This is a genomic window from Lelliottia nimipressuralis (genome assembly GCF_004115925.1).
In the GTDB taxonomy this organism is placed as follows: domain Bacteria; phylum Pseudomonadota; class Gammaproteobacteria; order Enterobacterales; family Enterobacteriaceae; genus Enterobacter; species Enterobacter nimipressuralis.
In genome coordinates this window covers 1-18,810 of the sequence record NZ_SDDX01000011.1, presented here as the reverse complement: position 1 = coordinate 18,810, position 18,810 = coordinate 1, and the positions used below count along the sequence as shown (strand labels likewise).

Here is an 18,810-nt window from a genome sequence, read left to right as displayed (position 1 = left end):
GATGAATGTGATGGGATTCAAAGAACGGAGCTACCGAGGAGGTTGCACAGAGAATGTGAGGTAAGTCCTGTTTTTCGTCGCATTTTAATATACTGTCTGGCGCTGAATTGTTGTAACTCATTGATTATTAATCAGGTAAATAAGAAATGGTTAACTCTTTCAGCTTATCAATGGATTTACCCTGCACCCTCTTCGAGACGGTCTCACGTTTTAACGACGTTAACGCCGACGATATGCAGTGTGGGGATATGGGGGAGCAGGAACTGCTGGCGCTTGGCCTCAGGGATATCTCTGCCAAAGTGGATCCTTATCGCCTCATGCGGTATGACTTTCCACTAAACAATCCGATAGACACGGTGTTTCACCAGCCTCCATCCGGCAGAAAAATATCGCATCAGGAGTGCGTGCGTATTCTGTTCGCTGAGATGAAAGAACTATCCACCCTATTTTCCTTTCAGGGTGAATACAAGATGCTGATAGGGGAGATGATCGATCACTTTCAGTTTGGGCATGGTAGCGGGTTTTATAGCCAACGGCTGAATTCGGCTTTTCATTCTAGAGTAGATAAATACAATCAAAATGACCCGGTTAATATAATCGAGTCAACACTTAAAAAAGAATTGCATGATAAATCCAGGGATGTTTATTTTCCTGCCATTTTTCATAAATTGAAAATAAATTTACTAAAGTCACAGTTAAATAAGTTCAACTCATCTGGAGATAGAGTTAATGGTCTTGGAATAAGTGTACATGATATTGCTGCGCAGAAAATAAGACTTTTGGATATTCAACGATACGCTATGGGTTGGAGTGCAACTTTACATTTAGAGGCTCAGGACCATTTTGGTCTGGATGTTATCGATATCAGCAATAAACTCTACAAAGAATTCCGATTTTTTAGGATCTGGTTTTTCTTACAAAGACACAGAGATTTTGCATTCAAACCATTTTTCACTAATTTTGGAACAATTGAAAGAATAGGTGATTATTGATGAGAGCCATCTTTTTTTTTAAGAAACCGCTAACGTTGATCTTTTTAATATTGGCTTTCTATAATGCATGGACGTTGCAGAAAGTGAATATTTTATTTTCTGAAAATGTATGGCTTGGTCATTATGTGATTGCTGTTGATCACTTGCCATTAACCGATCGGGATAAAATTAGCTGGTTTAATGATAACAAAGAGATCTTACAAAATCGTTATCACATTTTAATGGATGACTTTGAACAGATTACAATAATGGAAGCTGTCGGCGGCATAAAAAATAGTACTAGCCGCCGGATCGATGATTATTATTGCTTCACAAATATCACTAGCGACAATCGTTGTGTAGATAAAAGCATGCAGATGCAGATTGAACGTGATCAGGATGGAACCGTAACATTTTATATTCATAGTGCTGGCGGGATATATGTTCAGGATACGGACGGCAGCGTGCAGAAAAGTAACTATGAACGGTATTTCGAGGATCTGGACATAAGGTTAAACAATAGTCTGGATCGCTGGTTGTTTCGCTGAATGCCTGCCCATTTTGCGGGCAGGCAAACTGTTATTCAAAGCACGCGAGTAATTGGCGTTTTACGTCTCGGAAAGTTTACTTAAACCCGGGGCCTGCCACATCGACGTGGTCAGCCCGCTGTCGACCAGACCTAGCTGGTCGGCGTACACCGCCTGCCATTTCTGCATCATGCCGTCGTACAGTTCGCGGTGTTCTGGATTGGGGGTAAATTCCCGGCTCCAGCGCACCAGTTTTTCCCCCGTCGATGCCATATCGGCATACAACCCGGCACCGGTGCCTGCTGCAATGGCGCAGCCCAGCGCGGTCGCCTCTTTGACTTCCGGCACGCGCACCGGCAGCCCGGTGACGTCGCTTAAAATCTGGCTCCAGAGCGCGCCTTTTGCGCCACCGCCTGCAAACACCAGGCTCTCAAACGTTACCCCGGAAAAGTGCGAAATCTGCGCCAGATTACAGGCGGAGACAATCGCCGCATTCTCTTCCAGCGCGCGAAACAGCGTGGCTTTATTGCATTTTTCCGGATCGATGGAGAGATTAATAAACGACGGTGCGGCGTGGTACCACTGCTTAAAATGCATCGCATCGGAAAAGATCGGCATCACGCCGTGCGATCCCGCCGGAACGCGGGCTGCCATCTCTTCAAGCAGGGCGTAAGTGTCCATCCCCATCCGCTCGGCAATGAGTTTCTCTTCAGCGCAAAACGCGTCGCGGAACCAGCGCATCGTCAGCCCGGTGAAGAAGCTAATGGATTCCGCCTGCACCATACCGGGTATCACGTGCGGATTAACGCGAATATTCATCTCCGGATCGGTGCGCACCTGCGGCAAATTCACCACCTGCTGCCAGAACGTTCCGCCCAGCACCGCGGTTTGCCCGGCGCGGACCACGCCCAGCCCCAGACAGCCCAGCTGCACGTCGCCACCGCCCATTACCACCGGCGTGCCTTCGCGCAGCCCACTCTGTTGCGCCGCTTCGCGGGTCACCGCTCCCAGTACCGTGCCCGTCTCTTTGACAGGGGAGAGAATATCGGCCCGCAGCCCGGCCATATCCAGCAGAGCAGGGCGCCAGTCGCGGCTGAAGAGATCGAGCATCCCGGTAGTGCCTGCATTGGAAGGATCCACCGCCAGCTCGCCCGAAAGCTTCGCCGCCAGCCAGTCGCTGATCATGGTGATGGTCGCCGCCTTGCGATAGATATCCGGACGATGGTGCGCCAGCCATAACAGGCGCGGCATGGCGCTCAGGGCCAGCGTCTGGCCGGAGACGTCATACACTTCGGATTCAAAACGGTAGTCGTGGATCTCTTTGAGTTCAGCCACTTCCCGGCTGGCGCGGGCATCGACGTTAGCGCAGGCCCAGATGGCATCGCCGTTGCGGTCGTACAGCACGATCCCCTCGCGCATCGAACAGCAGGCGACGGACTGAATATCCGCTGCGCTCAGGTGCGCGCGCTCCAGCGCCTGGTGAATGCACTGGCAGGCCAGCCGCCAGTTGGTGTCGAGATCGAACTCCATCGAGCCTGGCACGTTCTCCACGCTCAGGTGTTTCCACTCCGCCTGGCCGACGGCGACCTGGTTGCCCTGCAAATCAAATACAACGGCGCGAACGCTTCCCGTCCCTGCATCTAACGCTAAAAGGTAACTCATGAGCTTGCCTCGTGTTGGCACGGGGCAAGTGGCTTATTTCGCCAGGGCAAGCACCGCGCGGGCTGTCGTCTCTTCCGTCACCAGGCCATTAATAAGTCGACCTTTCAGTGCGGCGTAAATCGCATCTGCTTTCTCTTCCCCTCCTGCCACGCCGACGATGGTTGGCAACTGCGCCAGTTCCTCGAGCGTGACGCCGAGCAATTCCTGATGAATCTCCAGGTCGGGCACCCGTTCGCCTGCGGCATTAAGGAAATAGCCGAGGATGTCGCCGACCGCGCCTTTGCGCGCATACATGAGCTGCTCGCCTTCGCTGATATAGCCCGAGCGCAAAATGGTGGCGTCACGGCGCTGATTCACGGAGCCAATACCCACCACGGCGGCGTCGGCGGCGGTGGCGGCGAGGATCACGTCCCGCACGCTGGCTTCGCGTTTTAAAATGCCGGCAACGTCTGCCGATGAAACCCGCAGCGGGGCCGGGATCATGCTGATGCTACAGGCCGCATCCAGCTGACCGATGCCGGTCATATAAGGGCCCACGCCGCCGGAAAGCGTCACCAGCCGCACCTGCTGTGAGCTAATAAAGCCGCTTAAGTGCTGAATGCAGCTCATGGTCGCTTCACCAAATCCCACCGCCAGCAGCTGTCCCGGTTCCAGTAACCCCATCAGCGACTGCGCTGCGCCAATCCCCAGCCGCACGTTCATCGGTGCAGTATTCAGGGCTGGCACCACGCGAACCATTTTCAGGTTAAAGCGCTGTTGCAGCTCAGTTTCCAGCGCCAGACATCCCTCATAGCGGGAATTTATCTGTACGCGGATCACCCCGGACTGACGCCCTTTTTCCAGTAAACGGGAGATCTTCAGGCGCGGCAGCCCTAAGCGCTCGCCAATATCGTTCTGCGTCAGGCCGTCGTGGTAGTAACACCACGCCACCCTGGCGACCAGTTCTTCCTCTGCCAGCGCCAGCCCGGCAAACCGACTCTCTTCGGCAGTGCGTTTATCGCCCATATTTGAACTCTTATAAAAATTTAGATCATATGTTCGCTCAGACGCGGGCAGAAAGTGTGAGCCACGCGGCAAAACGGATCTTTAAAGAAACAACGCAGAGTTATCAGGATCTGAATCGATAAAACTGTGATCCCTGCACGGTTGTAAATATAGTTCACCGTCTACGCTTTTGAACATTATTAAATCAAAAAATCATTTGTTCAATAGCGGAGCGATGATGACAGTCCTGATCGAAGCGCGTGATATCCACAAGCAGTTCTCCGGCGTACCGGTGCTGAAAGGCATTGATTTCACGCTGCTATCCGGTCAGGTCCATGCTCTGATGGGCGGCAACGGCGCGGGAAAATCGACGCTGATGAAAATTATCGCCGGGGTGGAATCGCCCGACGGCGGTGAACTTTATGTTGAAGGCAAGCCATTTGCGCGCCTCAAGCCCGGCCAGGCACACCAGTTGGGGATCTACCTGGTGCCGCAGGAGCCGATGCTGTTTCCCAATCTCACCGTGCGCGAAAACATCCTCTTTCGTCTGCCGCGCGGAACGCAACACGAAAAACGCCTCGCCGATAAACTCCAGCAGCTGCAGTGTCAGCTGAATCTCGACGCCGCTGCCAGCACCCTCGAAGTGGCGGATCAGCAGATGGTGGAGATCCTGCGCGGATTAATGCGCGAGGCGAAGATCCTGATCCTCGATGAACCGACCGCCTCACTCACGCCGGGGGAAACGGAACGCCTGTTCCGCCAGATCCGCGCATTGCAGGATCTCGGCGTCGGCATCGTGTTTATCTCTCACAAATTGCCGGAGATCCGCCAGCTCGCCAGCCACATCTCGGTGATGCGCGACGGGGCGGTAGTGCTGAGCGGCGAAACCTCGGGCTATGACGACAGCGCCTTAATCGCCGCCATGACGCCGGTCAGCCGCGAGCACGCCTTAAGCGACACGCAAAAACTGTGGCTGGCGCTGCCGGGCAATCGCCGCACGCAGGCGCAGGATTTCCCGGTGCTGCGGGTGGAAGATCTGACGGGCGAAGGCTTTATCGATCTCAATGTCGAGATCTACGCCGGAGAGATCGTCGGCCTGGCCGGGCTGGTGGGATCCGGGCGCACCGAGTTCGCGGAGACGCTCTACGGGCTGCGGCCCGCACGCGGCGGGCGGATCTGGCTGGAGAACCAGGAGATCGGCGGCGACTCCGTCCTGTCGCGTCTCGCCAAAGGGCTGGTCTATCTCCCGGAGGACAGGCAGGTTTCCGGATTGTTTCTCGATGCGCCGATCCGCTGGAACACCGTGGCGCTGAACGAGCCGTCCCTCTGGCAGCAGCGCAAGCGCGAAGCGGCGGTGGTGGAGCGTTACCACCGGGCGCTTGGGATCAAACTCAACCACCCGGATCAAACCGTGCGCACGCTCTCCGGCGGCAATCAGCAGAAGGTGCTGCTGGCCCGCTGTCTGGAAGCCAATCCGCTGCTGCTGATCGTGGATGAGCCGACGCGCGGCGTCGATGTTTCGGCGCGCGCGGACATTTATCAGCTGATCAAAAGCGTGGCGGCGCAGAACGTGGCGGTGCTGATGATCTCCAGCGATCTCGATGAATTTCCGGGTCTCGCCGACCGCGTGCTGGTGATGCATCAGGGCGTGCTCAGCGGTGAACTGCCGCGCCACGCCGTCAGCCTCGATCGGATGATGGCGCTGGCCTTTGGAGGACAATCATGAAGACGTTACTGAAGAACCGCGAGCTGAGCGCCTTTCTCGCCATTCTGGCGCTGTTCGGCGTGCTGGTGGCGCTTAATCCGGCGTATTTGAGCTTTCAGACGCTGGGGATGATTTTCGCCAGTTCGCAAATCCTGATCCTGCTGGCCCTCGGCGCGACTCTGGTGATGCTGACGCGCAACATTGATGTGTCGGTTGGCTCGACGGTCGGGCTATGTGCGATCGCCGTCGGCGTGGCGCTTAACAACGGCTACAGCCTGCCGGTGTCGATGCTTTTTGCGGTCGCCATTGGCGCGCTGGCCGGGGCCTTTAACGGCCTGCTGGTGGTTGGGCTGCGTATTCCGGCGATTGTCGCCACTCTCGGCACGCTGGGGCTATATCGCGGGGCGATGCTGCTGTGGACCGGCGGGAAGTGGATCGAAGGATTACCGTCGAGCCTGAAAGCCCTGTCGGAACCTGTCGCCGTCGGTGTTTCGCCGCTGGGTATGGTGGTGCTGTTTCTGGCGCTGATTGGCGCGTGGACGTTGTCGCGCACCGCGTCTGGCCGTGATTTTTACGCCGTGGGCGATAACCTGGCCGCCGCGCGTCAGCTCGGTGTGGCGGTAAACCGCACCCGGATGATCGCGTTTACCCTCAACGGCGTGCTGGCCGCCTGCGCCGGGATCGTCTTTGCGTCGCAGATCGGTTTTGTGCCGAATCAGACCGGCAGCGGGCTGGAGATGAAAGCCATCGCCGCCTGCGTGCTGGGCGGAATCTCCCTTCTGGGCGGAATCGGCACCCTGATTGGCGCGTTTCTCGGCGCCTTCTTCCTCACACAAATCGACACCGTGCTGGTGCTGTTCAAGCTCCCGGCCTGGTGGAATGACTTTATCGCCGGGCTGGTCTTGCTCGGTGTGCTGGTCCTCGACGGGCGTCTGCGTCAGGCGCTGGCGCGTCATCAGCGCGCGCTGAAGTACAGCCGTTTCCAGCCCGGCAACAAAGGGGGAAAGCACGTCACCCCGTTTCCGAAACGCAAAAAAGAGGTGGCGTAAATGAAGCTTAACTGGGAAAGCGCGCTGCTGATTTTACTGGTGCTGGAGATCCTGCTGTTCGGGGCCATCAACCCACGGATGCTGGATATCAACATGCTGCTGTTCAGCACCAGCGATTTCATCTGCATCGGTATTGTGGCGCTGCCGCTGACGCTGGTGATCATCAGCGGCGGGATTGATATTTCGCTCGGCTCGACCATTGGCCTGTGCGCGATTGCGCTGGGCGTGATGATGCAGGCCGGTTGGCCCATGACGCTGGCGATACCGCTCACGCTGATGCTCGGCCTGCTGTGCGGCCTGTTTAACGCGGCGCTGATCCACTACACCGGCATCAGCCCGCTGGTGATTACCCTCGGTACGCTCTACCTCTACGGCGGCGGGGCGCTGCTGCTCTCCGGCATGGCGGGCGCGACCGGCTACGAGGGCATCGGCGGCTTCCCGGACAGCTTTACCGCCTTCGCCAATCTGACGCTGTTCGGCCTGCCGATTCCGCTGGTGTTGTTCGCGGTGATTTCCTTCTTCTTCTGGCTGATCACCCATCGCGGGCGCTTTGGTCGCCACCTGTTTTTGATTGGGCAAAACCCGCGCGCGGCGCGCTATGCCGCCCTGTCGGTGAACGGGATGCCGTATGCGTTGTACGGGCTGGTGGGCGTGGCGTCGGCGATCGCCGCGCTGGTGATGGTCTCCTATTTCGGCTCGGCGCGCTCCGATCTGGGGCGCGATCTGCTGATGCCCGCGCTCACGGCGGCGGTGCTCGGCGGGGCGAATATTTATGGCGGTTCAGGTTCGGTTGTGGGTACAGCGCTGGCGGCATTGCTGGTGGGGTATCTGCAGCAGGGTTTACAGATGGTCGGCATCCCCAACCAGGTGTCGAGCGCGCTGTCAGGGGCGCTGTTGGTTGTGGTGGTGATGGGACGTTCGCTGAGTCTGCACCGTGAATGGCTGCGCACTCTTCTCACAAAAAATACCCGGAGCGTAAGATGAAAACAAAACTGATAGTCCTGGCGATGGCGTTAAGCTTTGCCTCGGCGCAGGCCGCCGAACGGATTGCGTTCATTCCTAAACTGGTGGGCGTCGGCTTCTTTACCAGCGGCGGGAACGGCGCAAAAGAGGCGGGTAAAGATTTGGGCGTGGATGTCACCTACGATGGCCCGACCGAACCGAGCGTCTCCGGCCAGGTGCAGCTCATCAACAACTTCGTTAACCAGGGCTTCAACGCCATTATCGTCTCCGCCGTATCGCCGGACGGACTCTGCCCGGCGCTGAAACGCGCGATGCAGCGCGGCGTGAAAGTGCTGACCTGGGATTCCGACACTAAACCCGAATGCCGCAGCATCTATATCAATCAGGGTACGCCGGAGCAGCTCGGCAGCCTGCTGGTGGATATGGCCGGAAAACAGGTCACGAAACCTAACGCCAAAGTCGCGTTCTTCTACTCCAGCCCAACCGTGACGGACCAGAACCAGTGGGTGAAAGAGGCGAAGGCCAAAATCGAGAAAGACCACCCGCAGTGGCAAATCGTCACCACCCAGTTTGGCTATAACGACGCGACCAAATCCCTGCAAACCGCCGAGGGGATCTTAAAAGCCTACCCGGATCTGGATGCGATCATCGCGCCGGATGCTAACGCGCTGCCAGCGGCGGCGCAGGCGGCGGAGAATCTCAAGCGCGAAGGGGTGGCGATTGTCGGTTTTAGTACGCCGAACGTGATGCGTCCGTACGTCGAGCGCGGCACGGTAAAAGCCTTCGGCCTGTGGGATGTGGTCCAGCAGGGCAAAATTGCGGTCAATGTCGCCGATCATTTGCTGAAAAAAGGCGATCTTAACGTGGGCGACAGCGTGGATGTGAAAGGCATCGGCGTGCTGAAAGTCGAGCCTAACAGCGTGCAGGGTTATCAGTATGAGGCGAAGGGGAACGGCATCGTGCTGCTGCCGGAGCGCGTGGTGTTCACTAAAGAGAACATTGATAAATACGACTTCTGACGGGGGAAAACATGGCTGATTTAGATGACATCAAAGACGGAAAAGATTTCGGTATCGGCACGCCGCAGCAGAACGTGCCCTTTACCCTGAAGGGCTGCGGCGCGCTGGACTGGGGGATGCAGTCCCGGCTTGCGCGCATCTTCAACCCGAAAAGCAACCGCACCGTAATGCTCGCCTTCGACCACGGCTATTTCCAGGGGCCGACTACCGGGCTTGAGCGTATCGATCTGTCGATTGCTCCGCTGTTTGCCGAAACCGACGTGCTGATGTGTACCCGTGGGATTTTGCGAAGCACCGTTCCGCCAGCCACCAACAAACCGGTGGTGCTGCGCGCGTCGGGCGGTAACTCGATTCTGGGCGAGCTGTCGAACGAGTGCGTGGCGGTGGCAATGGAAGACGCGCTGCGCCTGAACGTCTGCGCGGTGGCGGCGCAGGTGTATATCGGCAGCGAGTTTGAGCACCAGTCTATCAACAACATTATCAAGCTGGTGGATGCGGGCAATCGCTATGGCATTCCAACCCTGGCAGTGACCGGCGTCGGGAAAGAGATGGCCCGCGATGCGCGCTATTTCTCGCTCGCCAGCCGAATTGCCGCCGAAATTGGCGCGCAGTTCGTCAAAACCTATTTCGTGGAAGAGGGCTTCGAAAAAGTCACCGCCAGTTGTCCGGTACCGATTGTGATCGCCGGGGGCAAAAAACTGCCCGAACACGAAGCGCTGGAGATGTGTTTCCGCGCCATCGACCAGGGGGCGTCAGGCGTGGATATGGGGCGCAACATCTTCCAGTCCAGCGCACCGCTGGCGATGCTGAAGGCAGTGAAGAAAGTGGTTCACGAGAACATGAGCGCCCGCGAGGCGTTCCAGTTCTGGCAGGAAGAGAAACAGGGAGAGGTGAAATGAATGTGACGTTAGTGGAAATCAATATTAAACCGGAGCGCGTGGATGAGTTTCTGGAGGTGTTTCGCGCCAATCATGAGGGCGCCATTCAGGAGCCGGGAAATCTGCGTTTTGACGTGCTACAGGACCCGCGCGTGAAAACCCGGTTCTTTATCTACGAGGCTTACAAAGACGAAGAGGCAGTGCTGGCGCATAAGAAGACGCCGCACTATCTGGCCTGCGTGGAGAAACTCGAAGCGCTGATGTCGGAGCCGAGGAAGAAGCGGAGCTTTGTCGGGTTAATGCCGGCGTAAAAATCGCCGGAGGCACTGCGATTTACCCGGCCTACCGATTGCGTAGTCCGGGTAAGTGCAGCGCTATCCGGCGAGAGAGTGGTCGTTACGCCTCTTCCACACTCACCCTCATTGCCGCCAGCGCCTTGCGGGCCGCTTTTAATACGGCTTCGCACTGCTCAATGGTCAGCGTCAGCGGGGGTTCGATACGGATGGTTTTCGAGTTGTTCAACGTTCCGGCCACCAACACGCGCTGGCGGAACATCTCGCTTGCGAAGTTGTAGCCGATTTCGTTATCCACAAACTCGATGGCCATCAGCATCCCTTTGCCGCGTGCATCCTGCACCAGATCCGGGTACTCACGCCCTAACTGCAGGAAACCGTCCAGCAACATATCGCCTTTCTGCTCCGCCTGCGCGGGCAGGTTCTGCTCCAGCAGCACGTTGATGGTGGCCAGCGCGGCCGCACAGGCCAGCGGGTTACCGCCAAAGGTGGTGGTATGCAGGAACGGATTATCGAACAGTACCGAGAACACCTCTTCGGTGGCAACGGTGGCACCAATCGGCATCACGCCGCCGCCGAGGGCTTTCGCCAGGCACAGGATATCCGGCTGCACGTTCTCATGCTCGCAGGCAAACATCTTGCCGGTGCGCCCCATTCCGGTCTGCACTTCATCCAGAATCAGCAGCGCGCCAAACTCGTCGCACAGCTTACGTACCGCAGGCAGATAGCCCTGCGGTGGCAGGATCACTCCGCCTTCGCCCTGAATCGGCTCGAGGATCACCGCAGCCACGTCGTCGCCGGTTTTACGGCACTCGGAGAGCACGGTACGCATCGCGTTGATATCCCCGAACGGCACGTGGCGGAAGCCCGGCAGCAGCGGCATAAAGGGTTTGCGGAACGTCGATTTTGCCGTTGCCGACAGTGCGCCCAGCGACTTGCCGTGGAACGCGCCCGTGGTCGCGATAAAGGTAAATTTCCCGCGCGGCGACTGGTACGCTTTGGCGAGTTTCAGCGCCGCTTCGACCGACTCCGTGCCGCTATTGCAGAAGAAGCTGTATTTCAGCTTGCCGGGCGTTAATGCTGCCAGCGTTTTCGCAAGCATGGCGCGAAGCGGGTCGAGCAGCTCCTGGCTGTGAAGGGGTTGTTTCTCGAGTTGATTCTGTACGGCGGAAACCACAGTTGGATTACGGTGCCCCACGTTGAAAATTCCAAAACCACCCAGGCAATCTATAAACTCCTGTCCCTGGGTGTCGACAAGCGTATTCAGACTTCCCGCTTGCCACTCTACGGCTCCGTAATCCCCGCCAGCGGTAACAGATTTTCGGTACTCTAAAAATCCCGGATTCACATGTTCTTTAAAGTAATCAATCACCTCTCGATTAAGTTGTTTCATCTCCTCATGGTCAAGCGTTCGCTTTTCGATGAGATTCAGTGCGTGCGCGGTACAGGCGAGAGCCGAGGCGCTGGAAGGTAACCTGTTCAAAATGAGCTCCGGGGGATCGCGTATCACATGATACTGAATTAATTATTGCAGGGATTACGCCACTTCCCGTGACTTAACGAAAATCGGGATAAATGCCAGGTCAACATAATGTTGTGCAAAATTTAATCGTGCCGGAAGAAAAGATACGCGCTTTGCCGCTGGGCTATCTGGCCTGGCGAGTGCCCTGGAATTCGTCAATTGCACCCTTGTAGTGCATGGTTTGCCACTTAAGGAGGCGTTAACGGGTGGGCCTTTGTGGGTAATTTCTCTGTGAAAGTATTTGAAATCAATCAATTAGAAATGCGTACAAAAAGTGCGGTTTAACTGCAATTTGCGATCTCGATCGGATTTAACAACTAAAGATAAATTATTTACCGCCGAAAAAAGATAAACCCACAAAATTAACATTCAAATAACCTGCAAGGGATGCCCATCATGTCCGCTCAACCGTATGTCACTCAGAACGAATATCCTCTGAACGACGATACCACCCTCATGTCCACCACCGATCTCCACAGCCACATGACCCACACCAACGACACCTTCGTGAAAGTGAGCGGCTACCAACTGGATGAACTTCTGGGCCAGCCGCACAATCTGGTGCGCCACCCGGATATGCCTAAAGCGGCCTTTGCCGATATGTGGTACACGCTGAAACAGGGCGAGCCGTGGAGTGGAATTGTGAAAAACCGCCGTAAGAATGGCGACCACTACTGGGTGCGCGCCAATGCCGTGCCGATGGTGCGCGGCGGAGAGGTGACGGGCTACATGTCGATTCGCACCCGAGCCACGGCGGAGGAGATCGCCGCAGTCGAGCCGCTGTATAAAGCCCTGAACGAAGGGCGCTGCAATAAACGTGTACATAAAGGGCTGGTGGTGAGTAAGGGCTGGCGCGGGAAATTACCGGCGATGCCGCTGCGCTGGCGGGTACGTGGTGTGATGGCTGGTCTGTTTGTGGCACTGGCTGCCACGCTTATTGCCACTCATGCGAGCTGGGCGGCACTGGGCGCGAGCGCGCTGGTGATGCTGCTGGGCACTCTCCTGTTCGAGCAGCAAATCGTGCGCCCGATAGAGAATGTGGCGCGTCAGGCGCTCAAAGTGGCGACCGGCGAGCGTAACAGCGTTGACCATCTCAACCGCAGCGATGAGCTGGGGCTGACCCTGCGCGCGGTCGGACAGCTGGGGCTGATGTGCCGCTGGCTGATCAATGATGTATCCAGCCAGGTGGTAAGTGTGCGCGATGGCAGCGACCGACTGGCGAAGGGCAATGAAGATCTCAACGATCGCACCCGCCAGACGGTCGAGAATGTGCAGCAGACCGTGACGACGATGAATCAAATGGCGGCGTCGGTGCAGAGCAACTCTGAAACCGCAGCCGCGGCCGATAAACTCTCGATAGTGGCGAGCGACGCGGCAGCGGAAGGGGGCCACGCGATGCAGACCGTGGTGAAAACCATGGATGATATTGCCGACAGCACCCAGCGCATTGGCTCCATCACCAAACTTATCAACGATATCGCCTTCCAGACCAATATCCTGGCGCTGAATGCGGCGGTTGAAGCGGCGCGTGCGGGCGAGCAGGGTAAAGGCTTTGCCGTGGTGGCCGGAGAGGTGCGTCATCTGGCAAGCCGCAGCGCCAGCGCCGCCAACGATATTCGTAAGCTGATTGATGCCAGCGCCAGCAAGGTGCAGTCGGGGTCCGATCAGGTTCACGCCGCCGGGCGCACCATGGATGACATCGTGGAGCAGGTGCAAAACGTGACGCGCCTGATTGCCCAGATCAGCCACTCGACCTCCGAGCAGGCGACCGGTCTGTCTGACCTGACCCGTGCGGTAGCCGAACTGGATGACATCACGCAGAAAAACGCCGATCTGGTGGAAGAGAGCGCCCGCGTCTCGGCGATGGTGAAGCACCGCGCCGGACGTCTGGAAGATGCGGTCACGGTTCTTCATTGATTCAGTAACGTTCAAGAAAAAGCCCGCTTGTTTCAGCTGAAATAAGCGGGCTTTTTTGTTCCCGACGTTGTAATTATATTTACGCTGAAATGTTAATTTTATATTAAATAACTAAAGTAATTGTCTCAGTTATTTATCCCCACCTAAGCCAATTTACCCCAACGCTATTTCAAAAACTGCCTGTCTGACGGTTAAGTAACGATCGATGGCGCGTTATTAATAGATTCAGCCTATCCATTGCAGTGGTTATGAAATATAAAAACGATCAAAGTCATAAAGTTAGCGTGAAAGTTACCGATAACGCTGATCGTCTGAGAAATAATCACATCGATGGAGTATATATGTTCTTACATGACGTAAAGATCGGCACAAAATTATTTCTGGCCTTTGGATTCTTAATTGTTCTGATGGTGGTAAGTGCCAGCCTGTCGCTCCTGAGCCTTAACCGGGCAAATAACGGGATGCAAACCATCATTACCCACGACTACCCGACGACGGTAAAAGCCAATCAGTTGATTGATAACTTCCAGGAATTTGTTAGCACTCAACAGCTCATGCTGCTGGATGAGCAGGGCAAGTATGCCGCCCAGTCGCAGCAGCGGCTGAAAGCGATCAGCGAACAGATTACCGTCATTCTGACTGACCTGAATAACTCCCTGAAAGACGCAAAATCGCAACAGATCCTGACCGGCATCCGCGATGTGCGTCAGCAGTATCTCGACTCCCGCTATCGGATTTTGCAGGCCGTGCAGAACAACGACCGCGCGGGGGCGATCCAGGAGATGATGACCCACACTGTGGATCTGCAACAGGCTTACAAAGCCAAAGTGCAGGAGCTGATCGCGGTGCAAAACAGCGAAATGCAAAGCGCCGGAAAGCAGGTGGACGGCGATTTCAACACCAACCGCTTGCTGCTGGTGATCATCACCGCGTTTAGCGTGCTGATCGGCAGTACGATTGGCTGGTTTATCGTGCGATCCATCACCCGTCCGCTGGGCGAGGCGGTGGCGTTTGCTGAAGCCATTGCTGAAGGCGATTTAACCCGCAACATCACCACCCGCACGAAAGACGAAACAGGCTTGTTGCTGCATGCCCTGATGGAGATGAAAACCCGACTGCTGGAAATTGTGCAGCAGGTGCAGTCTGGCTCGGAAAATATCTCCAGCGCGGCGGCGCAGATTGTGGCGGGGAACCAGGATCTGGCGGCGCGTACCGAAGAGCAGGCCAGTTCCGTAGAACAAACCGCGGCCTCGATGGAGCAGATCACCGCTACGGTGAAAAATACCGCGGCCCATACGGGTGAGGCGACAAACCTCTCCGCTGATGCGGCGAGCGTGGTGAAAAACAACGGCGAGATGATGAAGCAGGTGACGCAGAAAATGCGCCTGATTAACGAAACCTCTAACCGCATGTCGGATATCATCAACCTGATCGATGCGATAGCGTTCCAGACGAATATTCTGGCGCTGAACGCGGCGGTTGAGGCGGCGCGTGCCGGTGAGCATGGGCGCGGTTTTGCGGTGGTGGCCGGTGAAGTGCGCCAGCTGGCGCAGAAAAGCGCTTCGTCGGCCAGCGAGATCCGCCAGCTGATTGAAAGCTCAACCAGTCAGACCCAGGACGGGATGAACCTGGTGGAAAAAGCGAGCGGGCTGATTAACGGCATGGTCGGGAACGTGGAGGAGATGGACGTCATTCTGCGTGAGATCCGTCAGGCGAGCCACGAGCAGACGGAAGGCATCTCGCAAATTAACAGCGCGATTGGCCTGATTGACTCCACCACCCAGCAGAACTCTGCCCTGGTGGAGGAGTCGGTTGCGGCAGCGGCCTCGCTTAACGATCAGGCGATGCACCTGAAAGAGCTGGTAAAAGTGTTCCGCGTGCGCGAGGACGCGCTGGCTTAATCCAGCTGGGAGATCTCCAGCGCCGCGCGGTCGATCACGCCGATAATCTGTTTGAGCTGCGCGTCGCTGATCTCCCCCTGATTCACTCTCAGGTCGAGAACCGCTTTGAAATTATCCAGCGCCCGCTTCATCTGCGGGTTTTTACGCAGCTGGAAGCCCACGCAGCGCGCATTAATACGTGCCTGAATGTGTTCCAGATGTTCCTGATTTTCGTCAAGCCACTGCTGCCCGGCAACGGTAATCGCAATCTTCCTGCGCCCACCTTCCTCTTCCGAAATGGTAATAAACGCCTGATCCTGCAGGAAATCGAGGGTCGGATAGATCACGCCCGGGCTGGGGGTGTAATTCCCCTGAGTCATGCTCTCAATCTCTTTAATCAGTTCGTAGCCGTGGCTGGCGTTACGGGTCAGAATCTCCAGAATCACCAGGCGTAACTCGCCGTGGCCGAAGAAGCGCTGACGGCGTCCACCGCCGCCGCCGTGATGGTCGGTGCCGCGGCCATGATGGTGATGGTCTCTGTCGAAATCGTCGTGGGAATGTCGCATCGGTTTTCTCCTTAATTTGATATATCTAATTTATATCTAAAGTTATCGAATTAGCAATGCAGTTTTCTGTATTTGTAGTATCTATATGAATTTATAGAATTTAATTATGAGTTGATGTGGCGGGAAACCCTTGTGATGGCTATATCAAAAAAAGACTTGCAATCCCGTTTGTTAGCAATCATTATCATTTAAAATTTATTTAGATATATCGTATTCACTTCACGAAGGCAGAAACATGACATCGACCCGCTACCCACAACGTGTACGCAATGAACTGCGCTTTCGCGAGCTGACCGTGCTCCGCGTTGAGCGTATAAGTGCTGGCTTTCAACGCATCGTCTTAGGCGGCGACGCGCTGGAGGGCTTTAGCTCAAAGGGTTTTGACGACCACACCAAAGTCTTTTTCCCGGCGCCGGGCGCGACTTTTGTCCCGCCGGTAGTCACTGACGAAGGCATCGACTGGGGCGACGGTGTGCGTCCTATGGCGCGTGACTACACGCCGCTGTACGACGAACCACGCCACGAACTGGTGCTCGATTTCTTCGTACACGATGGCGGTGTCGCCAGCAACTGGGCGGTGCAGGCGCAAGAGGGCGATAAACTGACGATCGGCGGCCCGCGCGGATCGCTGGTTGTGCCCGAAGATTACGCCTGGCAGCTGTACGTGTGTGATGAGTCCGGAATGCCTGCGCTGCGTCGCCGTCTGGAGGCTATCGCACAGCTACCGGTTCGCCCGGAGATTCACGCAGTGGTGACCGTGGGTGACGAAGCGTATAAGGACTATCTGGCGCATCTGAGTGATTTCAACATCACCTGGATTGTCGGGCACAGCGAGCAGGCGGTGGCGGATCGGCTGGCGACGTTGAACGTGCCTGCCGGGGATTACTTTATCTGGCTGACCGGGGAAGGGAAGGTGGTGAAAAATCTGAGCCGCCAGTTTGAGACTGACGCGATTGATCCACAGTTGGTGCGTGCCAGCGCGTACTGGCACGCGAAGTAATCAGGCCACTTCGTCGAGCTGCGCTGCGTTCACCTGATGTTCAAGCGCAGCGCGCACGTCGTGCAGCGCTTTCTCCTGCTGGGCAAAATAGGTCTCCATATTGCTCAGCGAGGAGACCAGCAGCCAGGACTCTTCTTTTTCCAGCTCTGCCAGTTCGTTCACTAATGTGTCGATTTGTTCGCGTACCTGCGCCATTTTTTTGCGAATACGTTCCAGATCGTTCAGGCGGTCGCTTGCCATTAGCGGCTCAAAACCCTGCTGCAGACGCGCAACCAGCGAACGAATGGCCTTCACATCGCCGCGCTGTTTGGCCTGGTTGAGCTGCACCATCATGGTGTTGGCTTCTTCTTTCAGATCGTCCGCCACCAGATCCGGGTGGCAGAGCTTACTGGCCTGACGCCAGAGCCGTTTCAGCTCGTTCTGATCCTCTTCCGACAGATCTTTGCCTTTGCGCAGACGCACTTCAGCATCGTGGTGCTGCTCGCGGTATTTCTCGTACTCTTCGTTGGCCTCGTCCCGCGCCTGACGCGCTGGCTCCTCTTCGCGCGTTAAGCCCATTTCCAGCTCTTGCGCCTCGGCCAGCAGATTGGCAATCAGATCGCTTTGCTGCTGCAGATGCTTACGCGCTTCGGCGGCCTGCACGGAGTCGGCCGGCAGGGCACGCCAGCGCTGAGTCAGCGTGGCCAGCACTTCTACGGCCTGCGCCATATATTGCTGGCAGCGGCGATAATCCTCTTCGCGACGACGCGCCTCCGCCTGCTGGCGGCGCAGGTTCAGCTCCGCCAGGGTTTTGCGCAGTTGCAGGATTTGTGACATCAGCGGGCCAAGTCGGGAGAAATAGAGATCGTTGAACTCGTCGAGCTGCTGCACGCGGGCGTTGCGGCGGTCAATCAGATCGCGCAGACGCTCTTCTAATGCTCTCAGTTCGAGTTTGCTGGCAGCCACCTGCGGGTCGCGCCACTGGGTCAGTGAGCGCTGACTCTGCAACCAGGCAGTGATGGCAGCCATCGCTGCCGTGTAGTTCTTATTCTCAAGCGCCGCGACGATCGCCTGTAGCTCATCGTCAAACGCTTCACTTTTCAGCCGTGCCAGCTGACTGTAAATGATGTCGTCATCTTCCAGTTCAATGGCATTTTTTATGATTTCTAGCCGCTTGATCGGTGTGCTCATGATGCCTTTCGCTTTAGCGCTTAAGTATTTGAGTTAAGGTTAGTTGTGGTAAGAGCTACAGGAAATAATACACACGGATGATGATCGGCGCGACGAGGGATTTCTTTAGTTTTAGATGTTTGTGAGGGGGTTAATGGTTCGGGTGTGTGGATTGTGCAATGCTTTATGAATGTACCGGAGCGCTCAAGGGTAAGAGAGGGGTTCCGGTGCCGTGACAATCTCTTTGAATTTCCGATCAATTTCAGGCCCTGGTAAAGCGTAGTTACCAGATGGTTAATTTTAAGGATAAGAGTATGCCAACAGTCATTGAGAAAGCATTGGATTTCATTGGGGGTATGGACACTTCCGCGTCAGTGCCGCAGTCGATGGACGAGAGTACCGCGAAGGGAATATTCAAGTATTTGAAAGAGTTGGGTACACCAGCCAGCGCCGCTGATGTGATGGCGCGTGGCAGCCAGGAGGGATGGGATCCGGACTTCACCAAAAAAGTCGCCGGATGGGCTGAGAAAATTAACTCAACTGACCACGTCGTTATCAAGAACCCTGAATACTTTTCTGCATATATGCAGGAGCAACTCCGGGAGCTCGTGTGAGTTATCCACGCCGCTGATTCATGAATCCTGAAAAAACTAAGGGCTTACGTTTTGGCGTAAGCCCTTTATGTTTGGTGGCCATGCTGAGCATGACCAGCGACCAAGCGATTA

Annotated in this window: 17 protein-coding genes; 12 read left to right on the top strand and 5 right to left on the bottom strand. The window is 56.1% G+C overall.

Going from position 1 to position 18,810, the window contains the following annotated elements; all coding sequences use genetic code 11:
• Positions 1–146: 146 nt before the first annotated feature.
• Positions 147–992 carry a YPO3983 family protein gene (locus ETG88_RS10185; RefSeq protein ID WP_129035352.1) on the top strand — a complete coding sequence of 282 codons (846 nt, stop codon included), beginning with the start codon at positions 147–149 and terminating at the stop codon, positions 990–992.
• Positions 992–1,519, top strand: a complete 528-nt coding sequence (locus tag ETG88_RS10180; protein ID WP_129035351.1) for a DUF943 family protein — start codon at positions 992–994, stop codon at positions 1,517–1,519. Before ETG88_RS10185 ends, ETG88_RS10180 begins: the two co-directional genes overlap by 1 nt.
• Before the next feature lie 60 nt (positions 1,520–1,579).
• Here ETG88_RS10180 and lsrK read toward each other — a convergent pair whose 3' ends face one another.
• Together lsrK and lsrR are read right to left on the bottom strand one after the other, a co-directional pair.
• Entirely contained in the window at positions 1,580–3,160 is a 1,581-nt protein-coding gene (gene lsrK / locus ETG88_RS10175; protein WP_129035350.1) for an autoinducer-2 kinase, read from the bottom strand.
• A 33-nt stretch (positions 3,161–3,193) separates the two neighbouring features.
• The gene (lsrR, locus tag ETG88_RS10170) at positions 3,194–4,165 is read right to left on the bottom strand and encodes a transcriptional regulator LsrR (RefSeq protein WP_102104835.1); all 972 of its coding nucleotides are present in this window, start codon (positions 4,163–4,165) and stop codon (positions 3,194–3,196) included.
• A gap of 217 nt (positions 4,166–4,382) precedes the next feature.
• Here lsrR and lsrA point away from each other — a divergent pair, with 217 nt between their 5' ends.
• Genes lsrA through lsrG form a run of 6 tightly spaced genes read left to right on the top strand, consistent with a single transcriptional unit; the run spans position 4,383 to position 10,069 of the window.
• Positions 4,383–5,870: an autoinducer 2 ABC transporter ATP-binding protein LsrA gene (gene lsrA, locus ETG88_RS10165; RefSeq protein WP_129035387.1), complete on the top strand. Its 1,488-nt coding sequence runs from the start codon at positions 4,383–4,385 to the stop codon at positions 5,868–5,870.
• Positions 5,867–6,898, top strand: a complete 1,032-nt coding sequence (lsrC, locus tag ETG88_RS10160; RefSeq protein ID WP_129035349.1) for an autoinducer 2 ABC transporter permease LsrC — start codon at positions 5,867–5,869, stop codon at positions 6,896–6,898. The genes lsrA and lsrC overlap by 4 nt, the downstream gene beginning before the upstream one ends.
• Positions 6,899–7,882 (top strand): autoinducer 2 ABC transporter permease LsrD, encoded by a 984-nt coding sequence (gene lsrD / locus ETG88_RS10155; RefSeq protein WP_129035348.1) that lies wholly within the window; start codon positions 6,899–6,901, stop codon positions 7,880–7,882.
• Positions 7,879–8,880 carry an autoinducer 2 ABC transporter substrate-binding protein LsrB gene (lsrB, locus tag ETG88_RS10150; protein ID WP_129035347.1) on the top strand — a complete coding sequence of 334 codons (1,002 nt, stop codon included), beginning with the start codon at positions 7,879–7,881 and terminating at the stop codon, positions 8,878–8,880. Before lsrD ends, lsrB begins: the two co-directional genes overlap by 4 nt.
• Positions 8,881–8,891: 11 nt before the next feature.
• Positions 8,892–9,779 (top strand): 3-hydroxy-5-phosphonooxypentane-2,4-dione thiolase, encoded by an 888-nt coding sequence (lsrF, locus tag ETG88_RS10145; protein WP_100778830.1) that lies wholly within the window; start codon positions 8,892–8,894, stop codon positions 9,777–9,779.
• Positions 9,776–10,069 (top strand): (4S)-4-hydroxy-5-phosphonooxypentane-2,3-dione isomerase, encoded by a 294-nt coding sequence (lsrG, locus tag ETG88_RS10140; RefSeq protein WP_100778831.1) that lies wholly within the window; start codon positions 9,776–9,778, stop codon positions 10,067–10,069. Before lsrF ends, lsrG begins: the two co-directional genes overlap by 4 nt.
• A gap of 85 nt (positions 10,070–10,154) precedes the next feature.
• Here lsrG and ygjG read toward each other — a convergent pair whose 3' ends face one another.
• Positions 10,155–11,534 (bottom strand): putrescine aminotransferase, encoded by a 1,380-nt coding sequence (ygjG, locus tag ETG88_RS10135; protein WP_181826894.1) that lies wholly within the window; start codon positions 11,532–11,534, stop codon positions 10,155–10,157.
• Positions 11,535–11,969: 435 nt separating this feature from the next.
• On the opposite strand from ygjG, the gene ETG88_RS10130 reads away from it, so the two are divergent.
• Positions 11,970–13,490 carry a methyl-accepting chemotaxis protein gene (locus tag ETG88_RS10130; protein WP_123428308.1) on the top strand — a complete coding sequence of 507 codons (1,521 nt, stop codon included), beginning with the start codon at positions 11,970–11,972 and terminating at the stop codon, positions 13,488–13,490.
• A gap of 341 nt (positions 13,491–13,831) precedes the next feature.
• A complete protein-coding gene (locus ETG88_RS10125) occupies positions 13,832–15,391 on the top strand; it encodes a methyl-accepting chemotaxis protein (RefSeq protein ID WP_129035346.1) in 1,560 nt (519 codons plus the stop codon).
• Here the strand turns inward: ETG88_RS10125 and ETG88_RS10120 are convergent.
• Positions 15,388–15,936 (bottom strand): PadR family transcriptional regulator, encoded by a 549-nt coding sequence (locus tag ETG88_RS10120; protein WP_129035345.1) that lies wholly within the window; start codon positions 15,934–15,936, stop codon positions 15,388–15,390. The genes ETG88_RS10125 and ETG88_RS10120 overlap by 4 nt on opposite strands.
• Before the next feature lie 235 nt (positions 15,937–16,171).
• Here ETG88_RS10120 and ETG88_RS10115 point away from each other — a divergent pair, with 235 nt between their 5' ends.
• The gene (locus ETG88_RS10115) at positions 16,172–16,936 is read left to right on the top strand and encodes a siderophore-interacting protein (protein ID WP_129035344.1); all 765 of its coding nucleotides are present in this window, start codon (positions 16,172–16,174) and stop codon (positions 16,934–16,936) included.
• Here ETG88_RS10115 and ETG88_RS10110 read toward each other — a convergent pair whose 3' ends face one another.
• A complete protein-coding gene (locus ETG88_RS10110) occupies positions 16,937–18,106 on the bottom strand; it encodes a coiled-coil domain-containing protein (protein ID WP_123428314.1) in 1,170 nt (389 codons plus the stop codon).
• 269 nt (positions 18,107–18,375) lie between these two features.
• On the opposite strand from ETG88_RS10110, the gene ETG88_RS10105 reads away from it, so the two are divergent.
• Positions 18,376–18,699, top strand: a complete 324-nt coding sequence (locus ETG88_RS10105) for a DUF1889 family protein (protein WP_100778837.1) — start codon at positions 18,376–18,378, stop codon at positions 18,697–18,699.
• Positions 18,700–18,810 lie beyond the last annotated feature (111 nt).

Coding starts and splice junctions, on each gene's coding strand:
- ETG88_RS10105 (WP_100778837.1), top strand. CDS start 18,376: ATGGTTAATTTTAAGGATAAGAGTATGCCAACAGTCATTGAGAAAGCA.
- lsrD (WP_129035348.1), top strand. CDS start 6,899: ATGAAGCTTAACTGGGAAAGCGCGCTGCTGATTTTACTGGTGCTGGAG.
- ETG88_RS10110 (WP_123428314.1), bottom strand. CDS start 18,106: ATGAGCACACCGATCAAGCGGCTAGAAATCATAAAAAATGCCATTGAA.
- lsrC (WP_129035349.1), top strand. CDS start 5,867: ATGAAGACGTTACTGAAGAACCGCGAGCTGAGCGCCTTTCTCGCCATT.
- ETG88_RS10125 (WP_129035346.1), top strand. CDS start 13,832: ATGTTCTTACATGACGTAAAGATCGGCACAAAATTATTTCTGGCCTTT.
- lsrB (WP_129035347.1), top strand. CDS start 7,879: ATGAAAACAAAACTGATAGTCCTGGCGATGGCGTTAAGCTTTGCCTCG.
- ETG88_RS10180 (WP_129035351.1), top strand. CDS start 992: ATGAGAGCCATCTTTTTTTTTAAGAAACCGCTAACGTTGATCTTTTTA.
- lsrR (WP_102104835.1), bottom strand. CDS start 4,165: ATGGGCGATAAACGCACTGCCGAAGAGAGTCGGTTTGCCGGGCTGGCG.
- ETG88_RS10130 (WP_123428308.1), top strand. CDS start 11,970: ATGTCCGCTCAACCGTATGTCACTCAGAACGAATATCCTCTGAACGAC.
- lsrG (WP_100778831.1), top strand. CDS start 9,776: ATGAATGTGACGTTAGTGGAAATCAATATTAAACCGGAGCGCGTGGAT.
- lsrK (WP_129035350.1), bottom strand. CDS start 3,160: ATGAGTTACCTTTTAGCGTTAGATGCAGGGACGGGAAGCGTTCGCGCC.
- ETG88_RS10115 (WP_129035344.1), top strand. CDS start 16,172: ATGACATCGACCCGCTACCCACAACGTGTACGCAATGAACTGCGCTTT.
- ETG88_RS10185 (WP_129035352.1), top strand. CDS start 147: ATGGTTAACTCTTTCAGCTTATCAATGGATTTACCCTGCACCCTCTTC.
- lsrA (WP_129035387.1), top strand. CDS start 4,383: ATGACAGTCCTGATCGAAGCGCGTGATATCCACAAGCAGTTCTCCGGC.
- lsrF (WP_100778830.1), top strand. CDS start 8,892: ATGGCTGATTTAGATGACATCAAAGACGGAAAAGATTTCGGTATCGGC.
- ETG88_RS10120 (WP_129035345.1), bottom strand. CDS start 15,936: ATGCGACATTCCCACGACGATTTCGACAGAGACCATCACCATCATGGC.